General features: G+C 67.2%; 11 protein-coding genes and 1 riboswitch. Of the genes, 4 read left to right on the top strand and 7 right to left on the bottom strand.

Annotated features, from left to right (window positions below; genetic code table 11):
* Positions 1-41: 41 nt before the first annotated feature.
* Positions 42-512, bottom strand: coding sequence for a carboxymuconolactone decarboxylase family protein (locus PNO31109_RS15590; protein WP_241014045.1), 471 nt, complete (start codon positions 510-512; stop codon positions 42-44).
* A 270-nt stretch (positions 513-782) separates the two neighbouring features.
* Between PNO31109_RS15590 and pdxR the strand changes: the two genes are divergently transcribed.
* Together pdxR and thiC are read left to right on the top strand one after the other, a co-directional pair.
* A complete protein-coding gene (pdxR, locus tag PNO31109_RS15585; protein ID WP_150556380.1) occupies positions 783-2,339 on the top strand; it encodes a MocR-like pyridoxine biosynthesis transcription factor PdxR in 1,557 nt (518 codons plus the stop codon).
* A gap of 208 nt (positions 2,340-2,547) precedes the next feature.
* Positions 2,548-2,646, top strand: a riboswitch (TPP riboswitch).
* A 73-nt stretch (positions 2,647-2,719) separates the two neighbouring features.
* A complete protein-coding gene (gene thiC / locus PNO31109_RS15580) occupies positions 2,720-4,636 on the top strand; it encodes a phosphomethylpyrimidine synthase ThiC (RefSeq protein ID WP_150556379.1) in 1,917 nt (638 codons plus the stop codon).
* Between the two features lie 135 nt (positions 4,637-4,771).
* Here the strand turns inward: thiC and PNO31109_RS15575 are convergent, their stop codons facing one another.
* Positions 4,772-5,857, bottom strand: a complete 1,086-nt coding sequence (locus tag PNO31109_RS15575; protein WP_150556378.1) for a hypothetical protein — start codon at positions 5,855-5,857, stop codon at positions 4,772-4,774.
* A gap of 495 nt (positions 5,858-6,352) precedes the next feature.
* On the opposite strand from PNO31109_RS15575, the gene paeA reads away from it, so the two are divergent.
* A complete protein-coding gene (paeA, locus tag PNO31109_RS15570) occupies positions 6,353-7,693 on the top strand; it encodes a polyamine export protein PaeA (protein ID WP_150556377.1) in 1,341 nt (446 codons plus the stop codon).
* Here the strand turns inward: paeA and recD are convergent.
* Genes recD through recC form a run of 3 tightly spaced genes read right to left on the bottom strand, consistent with a single transcriptional unit; the run spans position 7,665 to position 17,208 of the window.
* Positions 7,665-9,893 (bottom strand): exodeoxyribonuclease V subunit alpha, encoded by a 2,229-nt coding sequence (gene recD / locus PNO31109_RS15565; RefSeq protein ID WP_174966423.1) that lies wholly within the window; start codon positions 9,891-9,893, stop codon positions 7,665-7,667. The two genes, paeA and recD, sit on opposite strands and share 29 nt — an antisense overlap.
* Positions 9,894-9,943: 50 nt before the next feature.
* Positions 9,944-13,789, bottom strand: a complete 3,846-nt coding sequence (gene recB / locus PNO31109_RS15560) for an exodeoxyribonuclease V subunit beta (protein WP_150556375.1) — start codon at positions 13,787-13,789, stop codon at positions 9,944-9,946.
* A complete protein-coding gene (gene recC, locus PNO31109_RS15555) occupies positions 13,786-17,208 on the bottom strand; it encodes an exodeoxyribonuclease V subunit gamma (RefSeq protein WP_150556374.1) in 3,423 nt (1,140 codons plus the stop codon). Before recC ends, recB begins: the two co-directional genes overlap by 4 nt.
* Positions 17,209-17,632: 424 nt before the next feature.
* On the opposite strand from recC, the gene PNO31109_RS15550 reads away from it, so the two are divergent.
* Complete coding sequence (locus PNO31109_RS15550) at positions 17,633-19,855, top strand: FUSC family protein (RefSeq protein WP_150556373.1); 2,223 nt, start codon at positions 17,633-17,635, stop codon at positions 19,853-19,855.
* A gap of 57 nt (positions 19,856-19,912) precedes the next feature.
* On the opposite strand, the gene PNO31109_RS15545 is transcribed toward PNO31109_RS15550, so the two are convergent.
* Both PNO31109_RS15545 and PNO31109_RS15540 read right to left on the bottom strand, forming a co-directional pair.
* Entirely contained in the window at positions 19,913-20,551 is a 639-nt protein-coding gene (locus tag PNO31109_RS15545) for a response regulator (protein WP_150556372.1), read from the bottom strand.
* A gap of 393 nt (positions 20,552-20,944) precedes the next feature.
* Positions 20,945-22,543, bottom strand: coding sequence for an efflux transporter outer membrane subunit (locus PNO31109_RS15540; RefSeq protein WP_244958187.1), 1,599 nt, complete (start codon positions 22,541-22,543; stop codon positions 20,945-20,947).
* Positions 22,544-22,764 lie beyond the last annotated feature (221 nt).

Genomic DNA, 22,764 nt, shown 5'->3' with positions numbered 1-22,764 from the left:
GCGAGACGGCAAGCCCCTTGCGTCCACCTGCCTCTGGCGGGTCAGCGCACGCCCCGCGGCGTTTTCGGCAACGGGGTACGGAACGAAATGGCCAGGCGGTTCCACGCGTTGATCGTGGCGATGGCATACGTGAGGTCGGCAATCTGCCTGTCGTCGTAGTGCGCGCGCAGATTCTCGAACAGGGCGTCCGGCACGTGAGCGTCCTGCACGTTCGTGACGGCCTCGGTCCATGCGAGCGCCGCGCGCTCGGCCGGCGAATAGAGTGTCGTCTCGCGCCAGGCGTCGAGCAAATGCAGCCGGCGCGGCTCGACGCCCAGCTTCAGCGCGTCCGTGACGTGCATGTCGATGCAGAACGCACAGCCGTTGAGCTGCGAGGCCCGCAGCCAGACCAGTTCGACCAGCCCGCCGGGCAGACCACAGTCGTGGAAGTACGCACTCAGAGCGTGCAACGCTTCGTAAGGTTGCGGGGACGCCGTGGTGTAGTTCAGACGCATCATCAGTCGGTTCTCCATTCGGTTTTCCATCGGGTTCCGGCATGCCGCCATGCCGCCGGTGGGGCGCGAAGGCGTGGTGCCGCCTCGCCAGGACTCCTCGCCGGGGCACCTTGTCGGGACGCCTCGCCGCGATCACCGCGTGATTGCGTGAGCGTGCGAGCGCGGGACGAGGACAACGATACGGTCGTCTTGTCCTATCTGGAAGAGCCAAAATCGAATAAAATCGCCAGGCCAACCGAGCCATGCCGGGATGCTCCCCGCGCGGGCCATCCAGCCAGGCATTGCGCCATGTCCGATCACGCCAGTCATACCCACTCGCCCGCCGTTGCCGCACTGCATCTGGCGCAGGCCGCGCATACGGCCGGTGTGCCGACGTATCGCGCGCTCTACGAGCGGATACGCGACGGCATCCTCTCCGGCAAGCTCGCCCCGGCGGCGCGACTGCCCTCGACGCGTGCGCTCGCGAGCGAATTGGGCGTGGCGCGCGGCACCGTGGAAGCCGCATACGAGCGGCTGGTGGCCGAAGGCTTCGTGATCGGACGCGGCGCGGCCGGCAGTCGCGTCAATCCGCAACTCGACGCTGCCCGGCTCGGCGGCGCCGCCAAGGCGCTCCCAGCGCCCCCGGGCCAGGCGGTGAACGGCGCGGCTGGCACGCCCGCCATCGTCGAAAACGCACCGCGTGCGCCACACCCCGCCGAGAACCCGAATCATCTTCCGCTGAACGCGTCCGGCATGCCGCTCCCGCTGCAAAACGGCATGCCCGCGCTCGACGAGTTCCCGCGCAAGCTGTGGGCGCGCCTCGCGGCACGTCACGCCCGTCATCTCGCGCCCGAAGGCCTGCACTATCAGGACGCCACCGGCTGGGCGCCGCTGCGCGAAGCCATCGCGGGCTATCTGGCCATTGCGCGCGGCATTCGCTGCGAGCCCGGGCAGATCGTCGTCACCGCCGGCTACCAGGGAGCGCTGACGCTGATCGCGCGCGTGCTGCTACGCCCCGGCGACGCCGTATGGTGCGAAGACCCCGGCTATTTTCGCGCGCACGAGGCGCTGCGCATGGCAGGCGCGACGCTCGTGCCCGTGCCGGTCGATCAGCAGGGCCTCGACGTTGCGGCCGGCGAGGCGATTGCCCCGCACGCGCGGCTCGCGGTCGTGACGCCGTCGCACCAGTCGCCGCTGTCCGTCACGTTGCCGCTGGCACGCCGCCTCGCGCTGCTCGCCTGGGCACAGGCGCGCGACGCGTGGATCATCGAGGACGATTACGACAGCGAATTCCGCTACACCGGCGCACCGCTGCCGGCACTCAAGAGCCTGGATGGCGGCGAGCGCGTGCTCTACGCGGGCTCGTTCAGCAAGGTATTGTTTCCCGGACTGCGGCTCGGCTATCTGGTGGTGCCGCCGGCGTTGTGCGATGCGTTTGCCGCCAATGCGGCGCTCGCCGCGCCGGCCCAGGGCTGGATCGAGCAGGCCACGGTGACGGATTTCATCACGCAGGGGCACTTCAGCCGCCACATCAGGCGCATGCGTCAGCTCTACGGTGAGCGCCGCGCGGCGCTCGCCGGCGCGTTGCGCACGCACCTGGCCGGTCGCATCGAACTCGCGCAGCAGGCCGGCGGCATGCACCTGCTCGGCTGGCTGGACCCCACACGCGGGGACCGGGACATCTGCCGCGCCGCCCTGCGGCACGGTCTCGCCCCCGGGGCGCTGTCGTTTTTCCGCGTCGCACGGACGATGCCACCAGCGCTCGTGATGAGCTTCACCAACGTGAGCGAATCGAGCGCCGCCGACGTGGCGCAGCGCCTCGCGCGAGCCTTCGACGACGACGATCGCCGTCGGCCCGCCCGGTGACGCCGCACGCACGCCGCACGCAGGCCGCCAGCATGCCGCGAGCATGCCGCGCGAACACGGCGGCGGGACGGACAGCCGCCGAGACATTCCCCTCGTTGGCAGCCCGCCGGACGAGCATGTCATGCCGCGGCGCACCATGGCCCCGTTCACGTTTTTCGGGACACATCGCGCTTGTGCTGGCCGGCCGAGTCGGTGTATCGTTGCCGCAAAGCTAGCGCAGGGGTCCTGCAACGTGAGTTGTGGGTGAGAAATACCCTTAGAACCTGATCTGGATAATGCCAGCGCAGGGAGCGTAGAAGTTACTCGCCCCCGTTCATGCCCCTGAGCCGCTTTGCGCCGAATTTGTCGGCGTCAACACGTGCCCCGCCAGGAGACATTGCATGAACGCCAATCCGAAGTTCCTCTCAGCCAACGCGCGCGTGGACGAAGCCGCGATCGCGCCGCTGCCCAATTCCCGCAAGATCTACGTGAGCGGCTCGCGTCCCGACATCCGCGTGCCGATGCGCGAAATCTCGCAAGCCGACACGCCGACGAGCTTTGGCGGCGAGAAGAACCCGCCGATCTTCGTCTACGACACGTCGGGGCCGTACACCGATCCGAACGCGAAAATCGACATCCGCTCCGGTCTGCCCGCCCTGCGCGCCGCGTGGATCGAGGAACGCGGCGACACCGAAGCCCTGCCGGGGCTCACCTCGGCCTACGGCCGCGAGCGCGCCGCGGACGCCGCCACGGCAGATCTGCGCTTCCCCGGCCTGCACCGCACGCCGCGCCGCGCCAAGGCTGGCAAGAACGTGACGCAGATGCACTACGCGCGCCAGGGCATCATCACGCCCGAGATGGAATTCATCGCGATTCGCGAAAACCTGCGTCGTCAGGAATACATCGAGAGCGTGCGCCGCGCCGGCCCGCAGGGCGAGCGTCTCGCCAATTTGCTCTCGCGCCAGCATCCGGGCCAGCACTTCGGCGCGAGCATTCCCGCCGAGATCACGCCGGAGTTCGTGCGCAGCGAAGTCGCGCGCGGCCGCGCCATCATCCCGAACAACATCAACCATCCGGAATCGGAGCCGATGATCATCGGCCGCAACTTCCTCGTGAAGATCAACGCGAACATCGGCAACTCGGCCGTGACGTCGTCGATCGGCGAAGAAGTCGACAAGATGACGTGGGCCATCCGCTGGGGCGGCGACACGGTGATGGACCTGTCGACCGGCAAGCACATCCATGAAACGCGCGAGTGGATTCTGCGCAACAGCCCGGTGCCCATCGGCACGGTGCCGATCTACCAGGCGCTCGAAAAGGTCAACGGCAAGGCCGAAGAGCTGACGTGGGAAATGTTCCGCGACACGCTCATCGAGCAGGCGGAACAGGGCGTCGATTACTTCACGATCCACGCCGGCGTGCGTCTGGCCTACGTGCCGATGACGGCCAACCGCATGACCGGCATCGTCAGCCGCGGCGGCTCGATCATGGCGAAGTGGTGCCTCGCGCATCACAAGGAGAGCTTCCTGTACACGCACTTCGAAGAGATCTGCGAAATCATGAAGGCTTATGACGTCGCGTTCTCGCTCGGCGACGGCCTGCGTCCCGGCTCGATCTACGACGCCAACGACGAAGCGCAGCTCTCCGAGCTCAAGACGCTCGGCGAGCTCACGCAGATCGCCTGGAAGCACGACGTGCAGGTGATGATCGAAGGCCCGGGCCACGTGCCGATGCAGCTCATCAAGGAGAACATGGATCTCCAGCTCGAGTACTGCGACGAAGCCCCGTTTTATACCCTTGGCCCGCTGACGACCGACATCGCTCCCGGCTACGACCACATCACGTCGGGCATCGGTGCGGCGACCATCGGGTGGTACGGGACGGCCATGCTGTGCTACGTCACGCCGAAGGAGCACCTCGGCTTGCCGAACAAGGACGACGTGAAGGAAGGCATCATCACGTACAAGCTCGCAGCGCACGCCGCCGACCTCGCCAAGGGGCACCCGGGCGCGCAGATTCGCGACAACGCGCTGTCGAAGGCACGCTTCGAATTCCGCTGGGAAGATCAGTTCAACCTCGGTCTCGATCCGGACAAGGCGCGTGAATTCCACGACGAGACACTGCCGAAGGACTCCGCCAAGGTGGCGCACTTCTGCTCGATGTGCGGGCCGCACTTCTGCTCGATGAAGATCACGCAGGACGTGCGCGACTACGCCGCCAAGCAAGGCATCAGCGACGAGGCCGCGCTCAAGCAGGGCATGGAAGTGAAGGCCGTCGAGTTCGTCAAGAGCGGCGCCGAGATCTATCGCCGCACCTGACGGGAGCAAGGCGCGGCCGGTTCGCCGCGTGCGCATGAAGCAACGCCCGCGTCTGTGCGGGCGTTGTTGTTTCAGCTCAAGCCGGTTCGGGCGCGCCCTGCACGAAGGCACGGGCCTGGCCGGCGGTGGGACGACTCACGCAGGCCTTTGCGCATCGGGCGTCGTGGCGGCCTCGGCCGTCGGCACGCCACGCGCGGTGAGCCGGTTGCGCAGCCGAAGCGTGGCCAGGCTGGGCCGCAGCGACGAGATCGACGTCGCCAATGCCGTAAACGCCGGCGTGTCGGTCGCCGGCAGCTTGGCGGCGCTAACCACATCACGATGCCGCATGCCCCAGTGCTGGTCTCCCAACTGCTCGATGCCGAGCGCGCACCGCACCCATTCGTCGGTGCCGAGGCCGGCTGATGCCGGCAGGTCGTCGCGCACGCTCGCCTGGTGCATCGGCATGGCGTCGGAGAAGGCGACGCGCAACATCCACGCGGTCGCCGCCGACGACGGCAGTTCCCGCTGGCTCGCCTGTAGCCGTGCGTTCACATCGCGAAGAAAATCCTGCGCGCTCTGGTGCACCTGACACGCGTGCGTCCACGCTTTCTTGCCGACCAGCCCCGACTTGCCCGTCCAGCGCCGCGCCGTGTCCGCCACCGCGCGCGTGACATCGTTCAGACCGACCTCGAACGGCACCGTGGCGTTGCGCCCACCCATGCCGAGCAGCGCCCCCTCAATGACCGACGCGCAGATCTGCGCGCCTTCGCTGCGCGAATCGGGCATGGCGACGGGGTGATGGGCGAAGTCGCCGCCATTGCCGCGGGCGTTGCCATGTCGCTCGCCTGCGCAGACGAAGAGGGTTTGCAGCGCCGACGGGCACAACACCGCTTTGGCTCGCGCGCGGCCCTCGGGATCGAGTTCCGCCATCAGGACGGGAAGCAGATCGCCCGTTTCGGCAAGCGCCGCGGAAGCCCCGGCGCGGTTCACCGGCGTGCGCTCCGGCGTCTTTTGGGACGAGACTTTGCACAAATCCTCGCAAAGCTCGGCGCTCGGAAGGCATGTCCGCGGCTTGCACATCTGCCGCGCGAGCGGCGTTCTCGCGCAGCCTGCCATGCTGTTGGTCAACCGTAGCAGCGCAAAGCGCTCCCACTGCACCTTGTCGCGAGCATGATCGAGACCGCCCAGATCGGGCTTGGTCATGTTGACCGGACCGATCGGATAGTTGTGTACGCCGTTCATGAGTTCCTCCTCGGGAAGCCGTGTGGCGCGGCGATTGCCGCGGCTTCGACCGCATGTCGAAGCGGGTTCACGATGCCTGAGCGCCGATGCGGCGATTATCGGTTCTGCGCGACCGAATGCGCGGCAGGTACGCGCCACCGCCCGGAAGTAGACAGGTCGTCCGCCCGGTCATGCCACAGACGTGCGGCAACGCAACGGCGGCGCAGGGAGGGCATATCGGCGTGCCCTGAAGTTATGGCATGCTATCGGACAAGCGATACAGCCGACGGCTGACGCACCCCGCGATCCCCGCGGAAGGCGTAGGCGGCAGAGCTTGCTCGCCGCACACGCCGGGCCCGGACGATCTTTCCGGTCCCCAGCCCGAAGGCATCTCAAAATGATGGCCTCGCCGGCCTTGTTTTGAAATGTCTCCTGTCACCGGCCCTTCCGTCATTCGGGCGGCGCCGGCCTACGTCGCTGCTGTGCGCCCGCTTTCGTACATACAGGGACATCGATATGAGTGGTTACGGCTTTCTTTTCAGTATCTTTTTGCTCGTGTTGGCGAGCGCTTTCTTTTCCGCCTCCGAAATCTCTCTCACGGCCGCCAAGCGCACCAAGCTTCAGGTGCTCATGGAAAAAGGCGACGCGCAAGCGGTCAAGGTGCTCGCACTCAAGGAGCAGCCCGGCAACTTCTTCACCGTCGTGCAGATCGGCGTGAATGCGGTCGCCGTGCTGGGCGGGGTGCTCGGGGAGAGTTTCCTCACGGGTTATCTGTTCACGTGGCTCTCGCCGGTGGCCGACCAGGCGCTCGCGCTGCGACTCGCGGGCATCGGCTCGTTCCTCTTCATCACGATCGCGTTCATCCAGTTCGCCGACCTGATTCCGAAGCGGCTCGCGATGGTCAATCCGGAGCGCGTCGCGATGGCGATCATCGACCCAATGCTGCTCTGCCTGAAGGTGCTGCGCCCGCTCGTCTACGTCTTCAACGGCGTGGCGAACCTGTTCCTGCGCATCTTCAAACTGCCGACGCATGCCATCGAGAACATCACCTCCGAAGACATCGCGGCCATGGTCGGGGCAGGCGCCCAGGCCGGCGTGCTGCGCAAGCAGGAACTGCATCTGATCGAGAACGTTTTCGAGCTGGAGTCACGCACGGTCAGCTCGGTCATGACCTTCCGTGACGACGTGGTGTACTTCACTATTTCCGAGGACGAGCGCAGCATTCGCCAGAAGATCACCGAGAGTCCGCATTCGAAGTACCTGGTGTGCCGCGACGAAATCGACAACGTGCTCGGCTATGTCGACTCGAAGGACCTGCTCCAGCGCATTGCGAGCGAAGACCTTTCGAGCGTGATCCGGAACCTCGATCGTCTGTATGCGAAAAAGCTGCTCGTGATTCCGGACACGCTCAATCTCTCCGAGGCGCTGGCGCGCTTCAAGGAAACCCGTGAGAGCTTTGCCGTGATCATCAACGAGTACGGCCTCGTGGTCGGCGTGGTCACGCTCAACGACATCGTCGGCGCGCTCATGGGCGACGTGGTCCACCCTGCCGACGAAGACCAGATCGTGCAGCGCGACGAGCATTCGTGGCTCGTCGACGGGGTGACATCGGTAGAGGATGTGAAGAAGGCGCTCGATATCGACGAGTTGCCCGGCGAAGGCGAGTACGAAACCATCGCCGGCTTCATGATCTACCAGCTCAAGCGAATTCCGAAAAAGTCGGAGGCCACCGAGGCGGCCGGCTACAAGTTCGAAGTGGTCGACATCGATAATTACAAGATCGACCAGTTGCTTGTCACGCGGCTGGGCTCCGTCGCCGAGGCCGTCATCACGCCTGCGGCGGACGAGGCGTCGTAGCCAGCACCTGCGCGAGCCGGTCGGTCAGCCCGCCATCGCGCTGCGTCGGCCGTGCGATGGCCGACGCGATCACTTGCCAGGGCGCGCAGACCCACGCCTGAGTGCGCGCCCGCGTCACGCCGGTATAGACGAGCTCACGCGACAGCACGCGGCTCGCCTGCTCCGGCAGCACGATCGCCACGCGCTCGAACTCCGAACCCTGAGACTTGTGGATCGTCATCGCGAACGCCGTTTCGTGCGCCGGCAGACTGGCCGGCGAATAGAGACGATAGCCCCCATCCGGCGTTGCGAACGCCACGCGCAGCGCCCCGGACGGGCCGAGCGGCAACGCAATGCCGATGTCGCCGTTGAACAGATTCAGTGCGTACTCGTTCTGCGTGATCAGGACAGGCCGCCCCGCGAACCAGGCGCCCGCGCCGGCGCCGAGAGCCACGCCCGCACGTCGCGCGAGCAGCGAAGTGAGTTGCGCGCCGAGAAACTCGACACCGCGCCGCCCGCCCCGCGTCGCGCACAGCACGCGGAACTGGCCGAATGCCGCGAACACCGGCTGCGCGACCATCGCGACGTCGGCCGCCGTGGCGGCGGCCGGGTCTCCCAGTTGGCCGATCGTCGTGACGGCCTGCGCCAGCGCATCGAGATACGCGGCGTATCCGTCGGCCAGTGCATTCAGATTGGCCGCCGACAATTGGACGCCGCCATCCTCGCTCAGCAGTACGCGGTCCCCTGCTGCGGGCGGTGGCGAAACGGCAGGCGGCGCAAGCGATGCCGACAGGCGCGCGGACGCGAACGCGGGCGCTGACGCCTCGGCCACCGTGAATTCCTTGCGCGCCTCGATGACCTTGCCGGCCTTGATCGCCGTGGCGAGCCGCCCGATGGCGGAGTGCGAGCCGAAGCGATAGTTGCGCTCGAGCCAGACCACCGTATCTTCGAGTCCTCGCGCCGAGGGCGATGCCTCACCGCCCGCCAACGGTCCCGGCGGTGGCGGTTCGCCCTGCGGCCAATCGAGCGCTTCGAGCAGCCGCGCGCGCATCTCGGGCGAGAACGAGCGGTGTGCACTGAGTTCCCCGAACACCGCCCCCGCCTCCACGGCGGCCAGTTGATCCTTGTCGCCGAGCAGAATCAAACGCGCGCCGTCCGGCACGGCTTCGAGCAATTGCGTCGCCATCGAAAGATCGATCATGGACGCCTCGTCCACCACGATCAGGTCATACGGCAGCGGATTGCCCGCATGGTGGCGAAAACGTCTGCCGACCCGCTGCGCCGACTCCGGCAGCACGCCGAGCAAGCGGTGCAGCGTCACGGCCGCTTCGGGCAAGGCCCGGCGCACCGTCTCGGGCAGGTCCTGACGCGCCGCGAGCGCCTCCTGCATGCGCTGCGCCGCCTTGCCGGTCGGGGCGGTCAGCGCGACGCGCAAATTCGCGTCCCGTTCCAGCAGGCACGCAAGCAGCCCGACCACCGTCGTCGTCTTGCCTGTACCCGGACCGCCGCTGAGCACCACCAATGCGCGCTGCAACGCCAGCGCTGCCGCGGCCATCTGCCAATTCGGTTCGCGCTGGCCGTCGGGACCGACGAGCATGCCGTCACCGAAATAGCGACGCAGGCGGGTGCGGTCTTCCCGCGTGAGCGGAAGCTGCCCGCCGGCCGTCAGCTTGCGCCCGAGCGCCGCCGCAAGACGCGCCTCGTAACTGTAATAGCGCGCCAGGTAAAGACGATCACGCTCGTCGAGCAGCAAAGGGAACGCGTCGAGCTGCGCGTCGCTCGCGAGCGCGAAAGCGAGGTTCGCCGGGGCGCAGAGGCCGCTGCTCAACAGCGCGTCGCGCCAGACGGAGAGCGCAGGCGCATCGCCGGGAAACAGTTCGCCGCTGGACTGCGCGTCGAGCAGATTGCCGAGCGGCACGCATACGTGGCCTTCGGCCGTGGCAAGGCTGACGGCGAGCGCTGCACGCCAGACATGTTGGCACGTGGCGTCGTCCGCGCCGCGCCCGCGTGCGAGCAACGCCATGCGCCGCGCGAAGCCCTGCGCGAGCCGGACGACGCCGCTGTCAGCAAGCGGTGACGCCCCGGCGCCGCCGCCGGGACCGGTCCGGCTGCTCTCGGTGTTCTGGCGGCTCCGGGCGCTCTGGCTGCTTTGATCGCTCCGGCTGCTTTGATCGCTCCGGCCGCCCCAACCGCCGTGGCCCGTGAGAGAGGCATCGCTCATGGGGGTCCTTGAATTCTCGGTGCCCGTGGCATTTCCGCCGCGCGCGTCACTCATGCATCCTCCCCGAGCACGTCGCTCTTGCCGCCCTGCGCGTCGAGCGACAACGCTTCGGCCAGGGCGTGGTTCTCGCCGGCGGCGAACAGGCGGTCGAGCGCGTCGATCATTTCGTGCGTCGGCTTGTCGAAGAACACGCCTGGCACTGCGTCACCGGCCAGATGAGCTCTCGCCCAATCCGGCCGGACGCCACGCACGAAGAGATAGAGGCTGCCCGCCATGTCGCGGTCGTAGTCGTAGTCAGGCAGGCGGCGACGCAAATAGCGATGCAACGCCAGCGTGTACAGCAGGTACTGCAGGTGATAGCCGTGCTCGGCCATGGCTTCGCGCAAGCCGTCTTCACCGTAATTCTCGGGCGCCGTGCCGAGATAGTTCGACTTCCAGTCCAGGATCCACCACTTTCCGTCGTGGCGGAATACGAGGTCGATGAAGCCCTTCAGATAGCCGCGCAGTACCGTGGCATCGAGCGGGAGGTCCGGGTAGCCGAATTGGCGCAGTACACCACGCAGCGCGTCGAGCGAGACCGCGTCGGCCGGATACGTGAACTCCATTTCGGTGAGCCGCTCGGACATCGCGACGTCTGCCAGTCGCAATCCGGGACGCAGCGGTGTCAAGACCGTATCGGCAAGCATGTTCATCATCATCGCGCGCCAGCTGTCGTTGTGCTCCGCGCCACGGCCCGGCGGCCGCTCGCGCAGCGCCCGCGCCACGGCATGCGGCCATTGCGCGGGCGCTTGGAAGTCGGCCAGTTCGAACACGCGGTGCAGGCTTTCACCAGCGGCAGGGCCGCGCGGAAAACGCAGGATGTCGTCGGCTGGGGGCCACGCATCGTCTGCCGCCGGGGGCAGCGCAAACGTGGGCCCCGCATTGGCCTGGGCATCGTAGTCGGGGCGCGTGCGTTCCGGCGCGCTTAGCTGAGCGCCTCCCAACTGCGGCCCCGTGTGCGCCGCGGCCAGCAGACCGGAGAAGCTGCCGATGCGCCAGACTTCGCGCAATGCGCGCGTACTCGCGCGCGTCGTCAGTGCAGGCGGTGCGTCGTGCGCGACGCGCGTATCGGTATCGAGCGCGTCGCCCATTGGCAGCGCGGTGATCCCGATCGGGCCGCCGGCGAGCGCTTGCCACGCCGCACGGATCGTCGCAATGCGCTCGTCGGTGTCGAGGGTCGGCGAGATCCATGCGTCGAAGGTCATGCCGCGTCCGGCGGCAAGCCAGTTGAGCATCCCGGCGCAAGCTTCCTTCACACTCCTTCGCGATGAATAGATGCCCGCCGCCAGATAGCAGCGGTAGACGGCGCGCGTGAGCGCCACGTACAGCAAACGCGCCTGCTCCGCCGATTGCTCTCGCCGCAGCGCAACTGCGGCCGGCGAGCCCTTGGCCGCAGCGTCGGTGAAATCGATCACGGCTGTCGGGCCGTCGTGGTATTCGAGCCCGTCGAGGCCGCCGCCATCGCGCACGGCGCCATCCCAGAGAAACGGGCAAAAGACCACGCCGTACTCGAGTCCCTTGGACTTGTGGACGGTGACGATCTGCACCAGGTTCTGGTCCGACTCGAGACGCAGTTGCGCCTCTTCCCCACCGCTCGCATTGCGCTGCGAAGCCAGCCAGCGCAACAGCGCTGGCATGCCGGGCTGCTCGGCCCAGCGCGCCTGGGCCAGTTCCGCGAGATGCATGAAGTTCGTCAGGCGCCGCTCGCCGCCCGCCTGGGCGACCAGCCGCGCGGCCAGCCCCAGTTCGCGCATCAGCGTGCGCCACATCGCGGCGAAGCCACGTTCGATCCAGAGCTGACGATACCGTTGCAGTCGCTCGATCCACGCAATCGCTTCGGCGTCGGACGCTTCGCTCGTCTGCATGCGATAGAGCGCCGTGGCGTCCAGGCCGAACAGCTCGGTGGCCAGCGCCGCGCGCAGTGCGCGCACGTCGCCCGGCGACTCGACGGCACGAAGCACGCGCAGCAGCGTTTCGGCCTCCTCGCTGGCGAACACGGAATCCTGTGTGAGTTCCACGCTGCCCACGCCATGCTCGGCCAGCATCGCTTTCATCAGAGCGCCCTGCCGATGCGTCTGAACGATCACGGCGATGTCACCCGGCGCCAGCGGACGTTCGCCGATGCACACGTCAGCGCGCGACGCCCCCGCCAGCAAGCGCGCCACCTCCGCGGCCGTCGCCTTGGCACAGGCTTGCTGCGCCTCGTCTTTCGGCAGCGGTTCGTCGTCCGGCAGCCACCAGACCGTCAAATCGGCAACGTCGCGCACATCCGATAGCGGCGCGCGGTGCCGTGACCCCGGACGCACGGGCGGATACTCGAGTCCGTCCAGCACGAAGGCCTTGTCGTTGGCGCCGAACAGGCGGTTGCCCGCTTCGATGATGGCCGGCGTCGAGCGCTGATTGACGGCAAGCGTATACGCCGCGTCGGCGTTCTCGCGGGCCGCCAGATAGGTATGGAGGTCCGCCGCCCGGAAACTGTAGATGGCCTGTTTGGGGTCGCCCACCATGAACATCGGTCCGCGCCCCTCGTCTGCGGGTGCCATGACATTGCGTTGTCCGTACACCGCACTGAAAATCGCGAATTGCAGCGGATCGGTATCCTGGAATTCATCGATCAACGCGCACGGATAGCGCGCGCGCAGCGCCTGCGCGAGGTCGGGATGCTGCGCAAGCGCTCGCGCGATATTGCCGAGCAAGTCGTCGAACGACACCACACGCAACTCGCGCTTGCGCAGCGCGAGTTGCCCGGGCGCCTGTGTCAGCCACTCTCTCAGGATGCGCAGCCATTGGATGGCATGGCGCTCGTCCGCGTCGGCGCGGGCGCGCACGAGCACGTCGGCCATCTCGAAGAAGCGATGCGCAGGGGGCGTCTCGCCCTTCCTGATGTCCTTGGCGAGGCGCGTGGTAGTGAGCAGCTCGGCCTTCGGGCTCAACGGCGCGCCGAAGTCGCCCGCGCCCAGATAGCGCTGCCACGCGGCTATCGCCTGGGCAAGCGACGTCTCGTGATAGATGTTCTTCTTGTACGCCGGCAGCGCCGTGCGCAACCGTTCGGCGATCGAGGCCGCCTCGGCTTCCCAGCATGCGGACGCCTCGCGATAGGTGGCGAGGAGCGTCTCGTCTTGCAGCGTCTGTGCGTCCGCTTCCACCGTCGGCGGCCAGCGCAGCGCCGACATCGGCTTTTTCAGACGACGCGCCAATTGATCGGTGAGCGTGCCCGGTGAGCGCTTTCGGTCGACCAGCCATGCGGCAAAACCGTCGTCCCGGGCGGCGAGCGGCTCGACTACCCGGCGCCAGAACTCAATCGCCAGATCGTGCCGCACGCCGTTGTCGTCGGGCACCAGCTCATAGGCGAATGGCAAGCCGGCCGCGAAGGGCACCTCGGCCAACGCACGCTGACAGAAACCGTGGATCGTGTGGATCGACGCCTGATCGAACCCGCGCAGCGCCGTTTGCAGGCACGAACGAATCGCCTTGGGCGTCATGTCGGCTCGCTCGACGAGTCCGGCGATCATCACCGTAAACAGCGGATCGTCGCTCGCGTCGGGATCGAAGTCCAGGAATTCGTCGTCCCCTTCGCCGCTGCCCGATCCCTCTGCGCCATGCTCATCATCGAAGACGGGGGTCAACGCAGCGACCAGCCCCGCCAGACGGGCGCGAATGCGCTCGCGCAACTCGGCCGTCGCCGCGTTGGTAAAGGTGACGACGAGGATCTGCTCGACCGTCAAGCGCTTCTCCAGCAGCAGCCGCACGTACAGCGCGCAGATGTTCCAGGTCTTGCCCGTCCCCGCAGACGCCTCGATGAGGCAAACGCCATCGAGGTCGCAATGGAACACGTCAAGGTCGATGAGCTGCGTCATGCGCCCTCCACGCGTTCGAGATGTTGCATGAGCGGGCCGAAGGTGGCGGCAGCCAGCAAATCGAACGGCGATGCCAGTGGGTCTTCCACGCCCCGCCAGAGCAGACGCGTGTACGGATCGTCGGCATCGCCCCGCGCGAAGGCCGAGCCGTGCCAGGCGCTCTGCGCCTCCGTCGGCTTGCCAGTGCTCGCGAGCTTCCACGCACTGCGCGCGAAGAACGGCAGCGGACGCGTCTGCCCCAGTCGATACAGCGCCACCCATTGCCCGAGCAACGTTACGGCGTCGTCGACGGGCTTCAATGCGAACGTTTCGTCTTCGCCATACCAGAGCGTGCGCGCCGCAATGTCCGCGCCCGCGTGCTCCGGTTGCTGAAGATGCGCACACAACGCCAGGTGCGAGAGCCACGCGGCGAGCAAGTCGCTCGCGAGCATGCTGCCGTACCGATACATCACGAGACCATACCGCGATACCGGTGCGAGGCGTCCCTGCAGCAGGCATTGTGCCGACAGCGTTGCGTCTGCGTGCCACATCGCTTCGGTCGACTCGCACCATGCGGGTGGCAGGGTCGGCTCCAGCGCGAGTGTGACCAGCAGCTCCTGGGTGCCCTCCGCCTGCGCCTGGCGGACCTGTGAGGCCAGCGCCCGCAGCCCACCCAGCTCGCGACGGCGCCAGACGGCCCCCGTGGCGCCGCCCGGCAACTCGTGGCTTACGCTGGCGATGCGCTCGACGAGCTCGGCGTGGGCGCGCGAGTCAACGTCAATGCCATCGTGGCGCAGCAGACGCGGCAACAGCCGCGCGGCCAGCGCGTCGCGCCCTGACCAGTCGAGCACGAACGGTTCCTCGTCCTCCACCTCGGTGAGTACGTCGCCCAGCGAAAGGCCGAGTCGATCGCGCGCCCACGCCCGCCCGGGATGGCGCCAGAAGCGCAGAAGGTCGTCGAGCGTGAGATGCGTCTGGGCGAGGGCCGGCAGCGCTTCGCGCACGAACGGCCCTGCCGGTGCGTCCGGCGTCGGGCACGCAAGCTGCTCCGCGAGCTTCCGTGCGGCCTCGCCGTTGGACACGTCGTAGCTGTACAGCGACGCGTCGCGTCCATCGAAATAAGCAGGGGAAAACGGCTGGAGAGGATGCAGCACGACCAGCCGGTCGCGCGCCGCACGCTGCGCTTCGAGCGTATGGCCTCGCGACATCGGCGCGAGCAACTGGCCGGTGAAGTCGAGCAACTCGTCAACCGCGGTCGACGGCGGCAGCGGCGCGTTGTCGCGCACGCTGCGCCCGGTGTAAGCCAGGAGAAACCGGTCCTGCGCGCTCAGCATCAGATCGAGAAAAAGGTTGCGCTCGTCGTCGCGGCGCTGACGATCGCCGCGTTGCGGCAACGCTCGCATCAGATCGAACTCGTCGGCACGCACCCGGCCCGGCAACACCCCGTCGTCCATGCCGAGCATGCACACCACGCGATACGGCAGCAGGCGCAGGCTCGGGATCGCGGCAAAGGTCACGCGTCCGGACGGAACGCCGCCGCGCGTCGGGTCGTCGAGCGCGTCGGCGAGCACCCGGGCGACCACGGCCACGGGCACGCGGACCTCGGGTGCGCCGTCGGCGATGGCCGAACCGATCTGCTCGATGGCCAGCCGCACTTCGGCAACGTCGTCGGCAAAGCGCGGCTCGTCGGAAAAGAACTGCTCGAGCATCGCGAGAAGCTGGTCGCGCCAGGCGAGACCGGTGCGTTCGGTTTGCAGCGCAACGGCCGTGGCGTCCAGATCGTCGACGAGCCGCGCCAGTTGGCCCAGCAGCTCGGCGCGCCCGCCTTCGATGCCGCCGACCGGAAGCCAGTCGTCCACGGGCAGGGCGTCGTCGGGCAGCGCGTAGCCGAGGAAGAGTCGCATCATCGCGTCTCCGAGCGTGTGACGCTCCAGCGCATGGGGCACGTCCACCGCGTCCCTCTCGCCCGGCGCCTCGTCGCCCGGTGTGCCCCGCCCTTCCAGCCGCGACAGTGCGTCGCCGCGCCAGCCGCGCCGCGCCCCCGCGGCGTGCAGCCAGTTCTGAATCGAATCGAGCGCGTTGCCGCCGAGATCGTAGCGCTGGGCGATCGCCTCCGTGCGGGCCAGCTCGATCAGGCTCGACGCTGCCACGCGCTGCTGCGGCAACGCCAGAATCGCCGAGAACGCACGCGCCACCGGGTTGGTCCGCGTGGGTGGCAAGCCGGTGACGAGATAAGGAATGCGCGGAGTCGCCGTACCGAACACGGCATCGATGAGCGGCGCGGCGCGGCCCAGGTCCGGCACGGTGACCAGTACGTCGTCGGGGCGCAGATCGGGAATCTCGTCGAAGCATGCCAGCAGGCGATCGTGCAGCACTTCTATCTGCCGCGCCAGGCTATGACAGACGTGCACCTGCACCGAGCCGTCCGCGCTCACGCCCTCGGGCGCGCCGTGACGGCCATCGTCGAGCGTGAGAATGCCGTTCTGAAGCGCGGCGAGCAGCGTCGGGGCGGGATTCGGTTGGAACAGCGCGTGGTCCTCCACCGCCTGCGGTGCGAGATCGGCGTAAAGCGCATCGATGTGCGACTGCGTCTGGCGGCCCCACTCCGCCAGCAGCGGGTGACCGACTTCCCGATGCGCCGCGGCGCCGCGCTGCGCGAGATACGATAGCCGCGACGGCGGCACGATGTCGAACCAGTAGCTCTCGCACGGATTGAGCACGTACAGGTGCACGTCGATGAGGCGCGACATCGCCTTGAGCAGCGCCATGGAGAGCGGTGGCATCGACGACAGCGCGAAGACCGACACGCGCGGCGGCCACCCCGGCGGTACGGTCTCCGGCGTCAACTGCCCGATGCGCTCGATCGCACGCAGCGTCGGATGACGCTCGCGGATATCCAGATGCGCCAGCACCTGTCGCCACAGTTCGCTCTGCCATGCCTCGTCGGCGCGTTGCACGTCGCCCCAGCCGGCGGCCGTCCCCGGGTCGATCCTCGCCCCGGACTGCCAGCGCTCCAGCCAGTCCGGCCGATACGTCAGGTATTGGTCGTAGATGTGTGCGAGCCGCTCGGCGAGTTCGAAGCGCATGACGTCGTCGGCTTCGGAAAGATAGCCGGCGAGCCGCGGCGATACCTCCGCCCACGGCTGGGCCAGGCATTGATACAGCGGCCAGACAAGCCGGTCCGGCGCAAACGGCGAGCTCTCGGGCACCGTCAGCAGCTTGCCCGCCATGTCCCACAGCCACTGCGCCAGATAGGTCAGGCGCACGTTGGCGCACACGCCGAAGACGTCCGCATAGTCGAGTTCCAGCCGGCGGCGCACCGCCACGCTTGGCACGACGATGGTCTCCACATGCAGCGGGTCGCCGGGCGTGCGCGCGAGATCGCGCAGCAGCGCGGCTTCGAGCGTGGTAAACCGGTTGGAAAAGAAAAGATGGAGCATGCGGTGTGGCGGCTTAGCGAGTCTGTCCGCAAGGATAGCAAATGCCCCGCGGCGCGGCAGATCGGGCAGTTCCGAAAACCTGCCCCATCATGCGTGACGGCGTGCGCGGCGCCGTAGCGCCGTCTCACCGCCAACACCTTGCCAACACCTTGCCGACACCTTGCCAATACCACGCCAATACCGCGCAGATGCGGCCAGTGCCGCGAATGCCGCGAACGCCACGCCACTGCGGCGCCACCGCGACAGCGGCCGGCAGCGACCCGGCAGCGGCCCGACGGTCGCCCGACGTTGACTCCACGATAAGCCGCTAGTCACCGGCAGTCTCCCCTCTTCGCGGCGCGCGGGGCATCGGCTAGACTCTGTCTGCGCCGCGCCTACCCCATCGCGCGGCCGGCTTTGCTGCGGAACCCCTCGCCCCCGACGCATGGACTACCAGACCGACATCAAGAAGTTCCTGTACAGCCATTACTTTTTCAGCGGCACCCGGCAAGCCGTGGGCGTCGTCATGCCCGCGCTCGTATTGTTCTGGGGGATGGACCAGCATCTGCTTGGCATCGAAGTCGCCTCGGGCGCGCTGTGCGCGAGTGTGGTCGACATCAACGGTCCACTGCGTCACAAGCACACGGAACTGCTCAGTTGCACGTTGCTTGGCGCGCTCACGGTGCTCATCACCGGCATGGCCACCGCCGCGCAGCCGTGGCAGCTCTGGCTCACCACGCTGATTCTCACCTTCGGGCTGTCGATGCTCGTGATCTACGGCTATCGCGCCTCGCTCGTGAGCTTCGCGTGCCTGATGATGATGGTGCTCAACGTCGAGGCCGATCTCACCCGGCATCAGGCTGTGCTGGACGCGGGCGCCGTACTCGCCGGCGGGCTGTGGTACACCTATTTCAGTCTGGTCGTGTGCCGCGTCTGGTGGTTTCGCATCGAACAGCAGACCCTCGCCGAGTGCTTCTTCGTCACCGCCAAGTATCTGGAGGCCAAGGCCGCGTTCTACGACACTTCGACCGACATCGACGAATGCTACCGGCGGCTCATCGCCGCGCAGGTCAATGTCGTGGAAAAACAGCAGGCCGCGCGAGAGATCATCCTGCGCAACCTGCCGCGGCTGCGCACCGGCACGCTCGAGCCGCGCCGCACGATGCTTTTCAACCTGTTCATCAACATCGTGGACCTGCACGAGGTCGTGGTGTCGGTGCACACGGATTACCCGATGCTGCGCCGCGAGTTCGCCAACAACGACGTGCTGCTGTTCTTCCGCGACATGATCCGCAAGATCGCGACCGAGGTCGATGCCATCGGCTACGCCATCGCGACCAACGAGCCCTCGCGGGCGCAGCGCAGTTGGCGTGCCGAGTTTCGCGCCATCGAGTACGAGATCGAACTCATGCGCAAGCAAGGGCTGCCGCAGCGTGAGCCCGAAGCCTATCAGGCGGTCACCAGCACATTCCGCCGCGTCTGGAGCAGCACGCGCGTGGTCGAGCGCATGCATCGCAACACCAATCTCGCCACGGCCGGAGCGGCCACCGAAATGCAGATCGACCAGGCGCTCGTGCGCTTCACGTCGCGGCAGAGCTATTCGCCGAAACTGCTCTGGAAAAATCTGACTTTCTCCTCGCCGAGCTTTCGCCATGCCCTGCGCGTGACGATCGCCATCACAGCGGGACTGATCATCTGCGAGAACTGGTCGTTACTGGCCGGGCAGGCCCACAGTTACTGGGTGCTGCTCACGATCATCGTGATTCTCAAGCCCGGCTTCAGCCTCACGAAGCAGAAGAACGCACAGCGGCTGACCGGCACGCTCGTGGGCTGCGTGAGCGTGCTGGTGATCCTGGCGTTCGTGCACAAACCGTGGGTGCTGCTCGCGCTGATGTTCTTCTGCATGGTCATGGGCAACAGCCTGTCGCTGTTCAACTACGGGCTGTCGGTCGTGTTCATGTCGTCATACGTGCTGCTGCTGTTCCACTTCCTGTTGCCCGGATCGCTGTCGGTGGTCGGGGAGCGGGCCATCGACACGCTGATCGGCTCGGCCGTGGCGCTGGTGTGCTCGTACCTGTTCCCCTACTGGGAATACCGGCTCATGGGACCGCTCATCCGCAACGCGGTGCAGTCGACGCGCGCCTACCTCGAGTCTTGCGCCGGCCGCGACGGCAAGCGCGACGACTTCGCCTATCGCATGGCGCGCAAGGACATGCACATCGCCTTCGGTAATTTCGGGGCGGCGTTCAAGCGGATGATGCTCGAACCGAAGTCCAAGCAGGTCTGTGTGGGCGAGCTCAACGATCTGCTCGTGCAGAACCATGTGATGGCGTCATACATCACGGGCCTGGCAGACGTTTTGCCACGTCAGATCGCGGCGGACAAGAGCGGGGAGTTGGGGCAGGTGGTCTCGGCGATCAGCGACCTGCTCTCGCAGGCGGTAGCGGCGCCGGCGGCATCGGTGCCGACCGATGCGCAGGCGGCCAGCGAAGCGATGCGCGACTACACGCGACGGCTCGATGCACTCGTCGTGGCGCAGGAGCAGCAACCCGACGCCTCCGAGACCCATGTGCAGGAAATGAAACAGGTGGCGCATCAACTCAAGCAGATGCTGCGGGCGGGGGAACTGATCCTGCGCGACATGCGGGCCATCCGCCTGCCGGCGTGACGCCCGTCTCGGATTGACGGTGGCGCGGGCGGCGCGGGGCGCGCCGGCGGCCGTCCTTCATGCGATGCCCGTGCGCGTGGCGTAGTGATAGAGGTCGACGTCGCGATCCAGCCCGAGCTTGCGCATGGCGTTCGTCTTTTGCGAGCTGACGGTCTTCACGCTGCGGCTGAGCTTGACCGCAATCTCGCTGATGGTCAGGCCCGACACGAACAGCCGCACCACCTCCACTTCGCGATTCGAGAGCTTGGACGCGTCGATCTCGGCATCGTCGGCAATGGAATCGTGCAGGCGCGTGGCAAGCCCGGCCGGAATGTAACGACTGCCGTCGGCCACCACGCACACGATGTCCGCGATCGAGCTCTGCTCGTCGAGTTTCGAGAGAATCGAGTGTACGCCGAGCTTGAGCATGCCGCGCAGAATCGCGAGGTTCTCCAGCATCGTCACGACGATGATCTTGATGTTCGGGAAGTACCTGCGAACGTATCCGATGAGGAACAGGCCATCCTTGAATTGGCCGCCCGGCATCGAGAAGTCGGTCACGAGGATGTCGCATGGCGCCTTCGCGAGCAGACTCACGAGTTCGGACGAATTGGCCGCCTCGCCCACCAGTTGAATCATCTCCCGCTCCTCGAGCAGTCGCCGTATTCCATAACGCACTATCGGATGGTCGTCCGCGACCACGACGTTGATCGTCATCGTTGCCCCTCCCCTTCGTCATCTGGCATCTCGTGGACGGCGCTCGTCGCGCCGCGCTTCGCCCGGTCGTTGCAGCAAAGCGGATCCATTCTGGCAAAAAGGAAACGGGCAAACTGGCTGGGAATCGTCACATTGCCGGGACGCGAGAATGTCGTTGCCACGCGGTGTGGTCGGCCGGCTCGCGCCCCGCATGCCGCCCGATAGAGCGGCGACTGCGACCTGAAAGCTTGTCTGGTCGCGCATCGACGTGAAATTGCACAATGGCACGATCCCGCCGTCTGTGCTACTCGCGTCACCGGGGTTCAGACGATTCTTCAGGCCGACTTCCGGCTGTCCGATTGGGAAGTTCGGAAATACCTTAAACGTTGGGGCGCGGACCGACCGCACAGTGCGTTATTCCTGTGCGCGGGCCACGCCGGCCGTGCCTGTCGCACCCGTTGCTCCCGTTGCTTCCGTCGGGCCCGTTGCGCCGGCGGGGACGGCGCCCGTGCCGCCCGCGCCACGCCCTGCCGCGCCGGGATTGCCCGCAGCCGCCACGCTGGCGGCATTCGCCGCACTCGTTGCATTCGCCGCAGCACCCGTCAAGCCATGCCAGCCGCCGCCAAGCGCGGTCACGAGCAGCACGTTCGCGGTGAACTGACGACCGAGAATCGTGAGCGAGGTACGCTCGGCGGTGTACGCCGTCGTCTGTGCCGTCAGCACATTCTGGAAACTGACGGTCCCGGCCTTGTACTGGTTGAGGATGAGTTGCAACGCATCTCGTGCGGATTGCACGGCCTGATTCTGTACAGCCGCTTCGCGTCCCAGGTAGTTCAACGCCGCGAGGTTGTCCTCGACCGACTGGAAGGCCGTGAGCACCGTCTGGCGGTAGGTCGCCACCTGCGCGTCGTAGGCCGCGATGGCCGCGTCGGTCTGCGCGCGGCGCAGGCCGCCGTCGAAGAGCGTCGCCGCCAGGGCCGGCCCGACCGACCAGAACCGGCTCGGCAGCGTCAGCCAGTTCGCGAAGCTGCTGCTCTGGAAACCGCCCGAGGCCGAGAGCGACAGCGACGGGAAGAACGCCGCCTTGGCCACGCCGATCCTGGCGTTCGCCGCGGCCACCGCGCGTTCGGCCGATGCGATGTCCGGGCGACGCTCCAACAGTTGCGACGGCAGACTCACCGGCACCGGCGGCAGCGCCGCACGCAGCGGCGCCGGCGCAAGCGAAAACGCCGCGGGCGCCTTGCCCACGAGCAGCGCGATCGCATGCTCCAGTTGCGCGCGCGTCACCTCGATATCGATGGCAGCCGCCTGTGCCGACTGCAACTGCGTCTGCGCCTGGATCACGTCCGAGCGCTGCGCGACGCCTACCGCGTACTGATTCTGCGTGAGCTTGAGCGTCTGTTCGTAGGCGGTCACCGTGCGATCGAGCAACGCTTTCTGCGCGTCCGTGACCCGCAGATCGAAGTAGTTCTGCGCGAGCAGCGCCTGCGCCGAGAGCCGCGCGTTGGCCAGATCCGCCGCACTCGCCTCGGCACTGGCGTTGCCGGCTTCGACAGAGCGGCGCACGCTGCCCCAGATGTCCGGTTCCCAGCTCGCCGTGGCCGACAGGCTGTAGCTGTTCGAAATGCCCCCTGCCCCGGCCCCGCTCACGGCCGTGTTGCTCACGCGCGAGCTGCTGCGCGTGAGGCTCGAATCGGCGCCGATGGTCGGAAAGAACGCCGAGCGCGCCTGTGCCGCCACCGCCAGCGCCTGCCGATAGTTGGCCTCGGCCACCTTGATGTTCTGGTTATTGACGTCGACCTGCCGCATCAGATCGGCGAGCACCGGGTCCTGATAGATCGACCACCACTCGCCCTTGGCCACCGCGTCGGCCGGCTCGGCGATCTTCCAGTCGCCCGTCTCCTTGAACGCGGCCGGCGTGTCGATGTCCGGGCGCACGTAGTCCGGCCCCACGGCGCAGCCCGCCAGCCACAACGCGGCGCTCGCCGCGAGAAACACCGCCGCGCGGCCCACACGCGGCGCCTCTCGCGGCGCCTCTCGCGGTGCCTCTCTCGGTGCCTCTCGCGGTACTTCTCGCGGCGACGCTCCCGCCTTCTGCCGACGCCCCGAAGGGACGGTGGCGCAAGCACGATCGGGCAGGACTTGGCGATTCAGGGTAGGGAACATGGCACACATCGGCCCACTGGCCGGGACAGGAGTTGCAGGGAATGCGCCGACGCGGGCGGCAACGACCC

The sequence above is a fragment of the Pandoraea nosoerga genome (assembly GCF_902459585.1).
Classification (GTDB): Bacteria; Pseudomonadota; Gammaproteobacteria; order Burkholderiales; family Burkholderiaceae; genus Pandoraea; species Pandoraea nosoerga.
The sequence above is the reverse complement of the archived record's forward strand: the minus strand, read 5'-3'. Positions and strand labels throughout refer to the sequence as shown.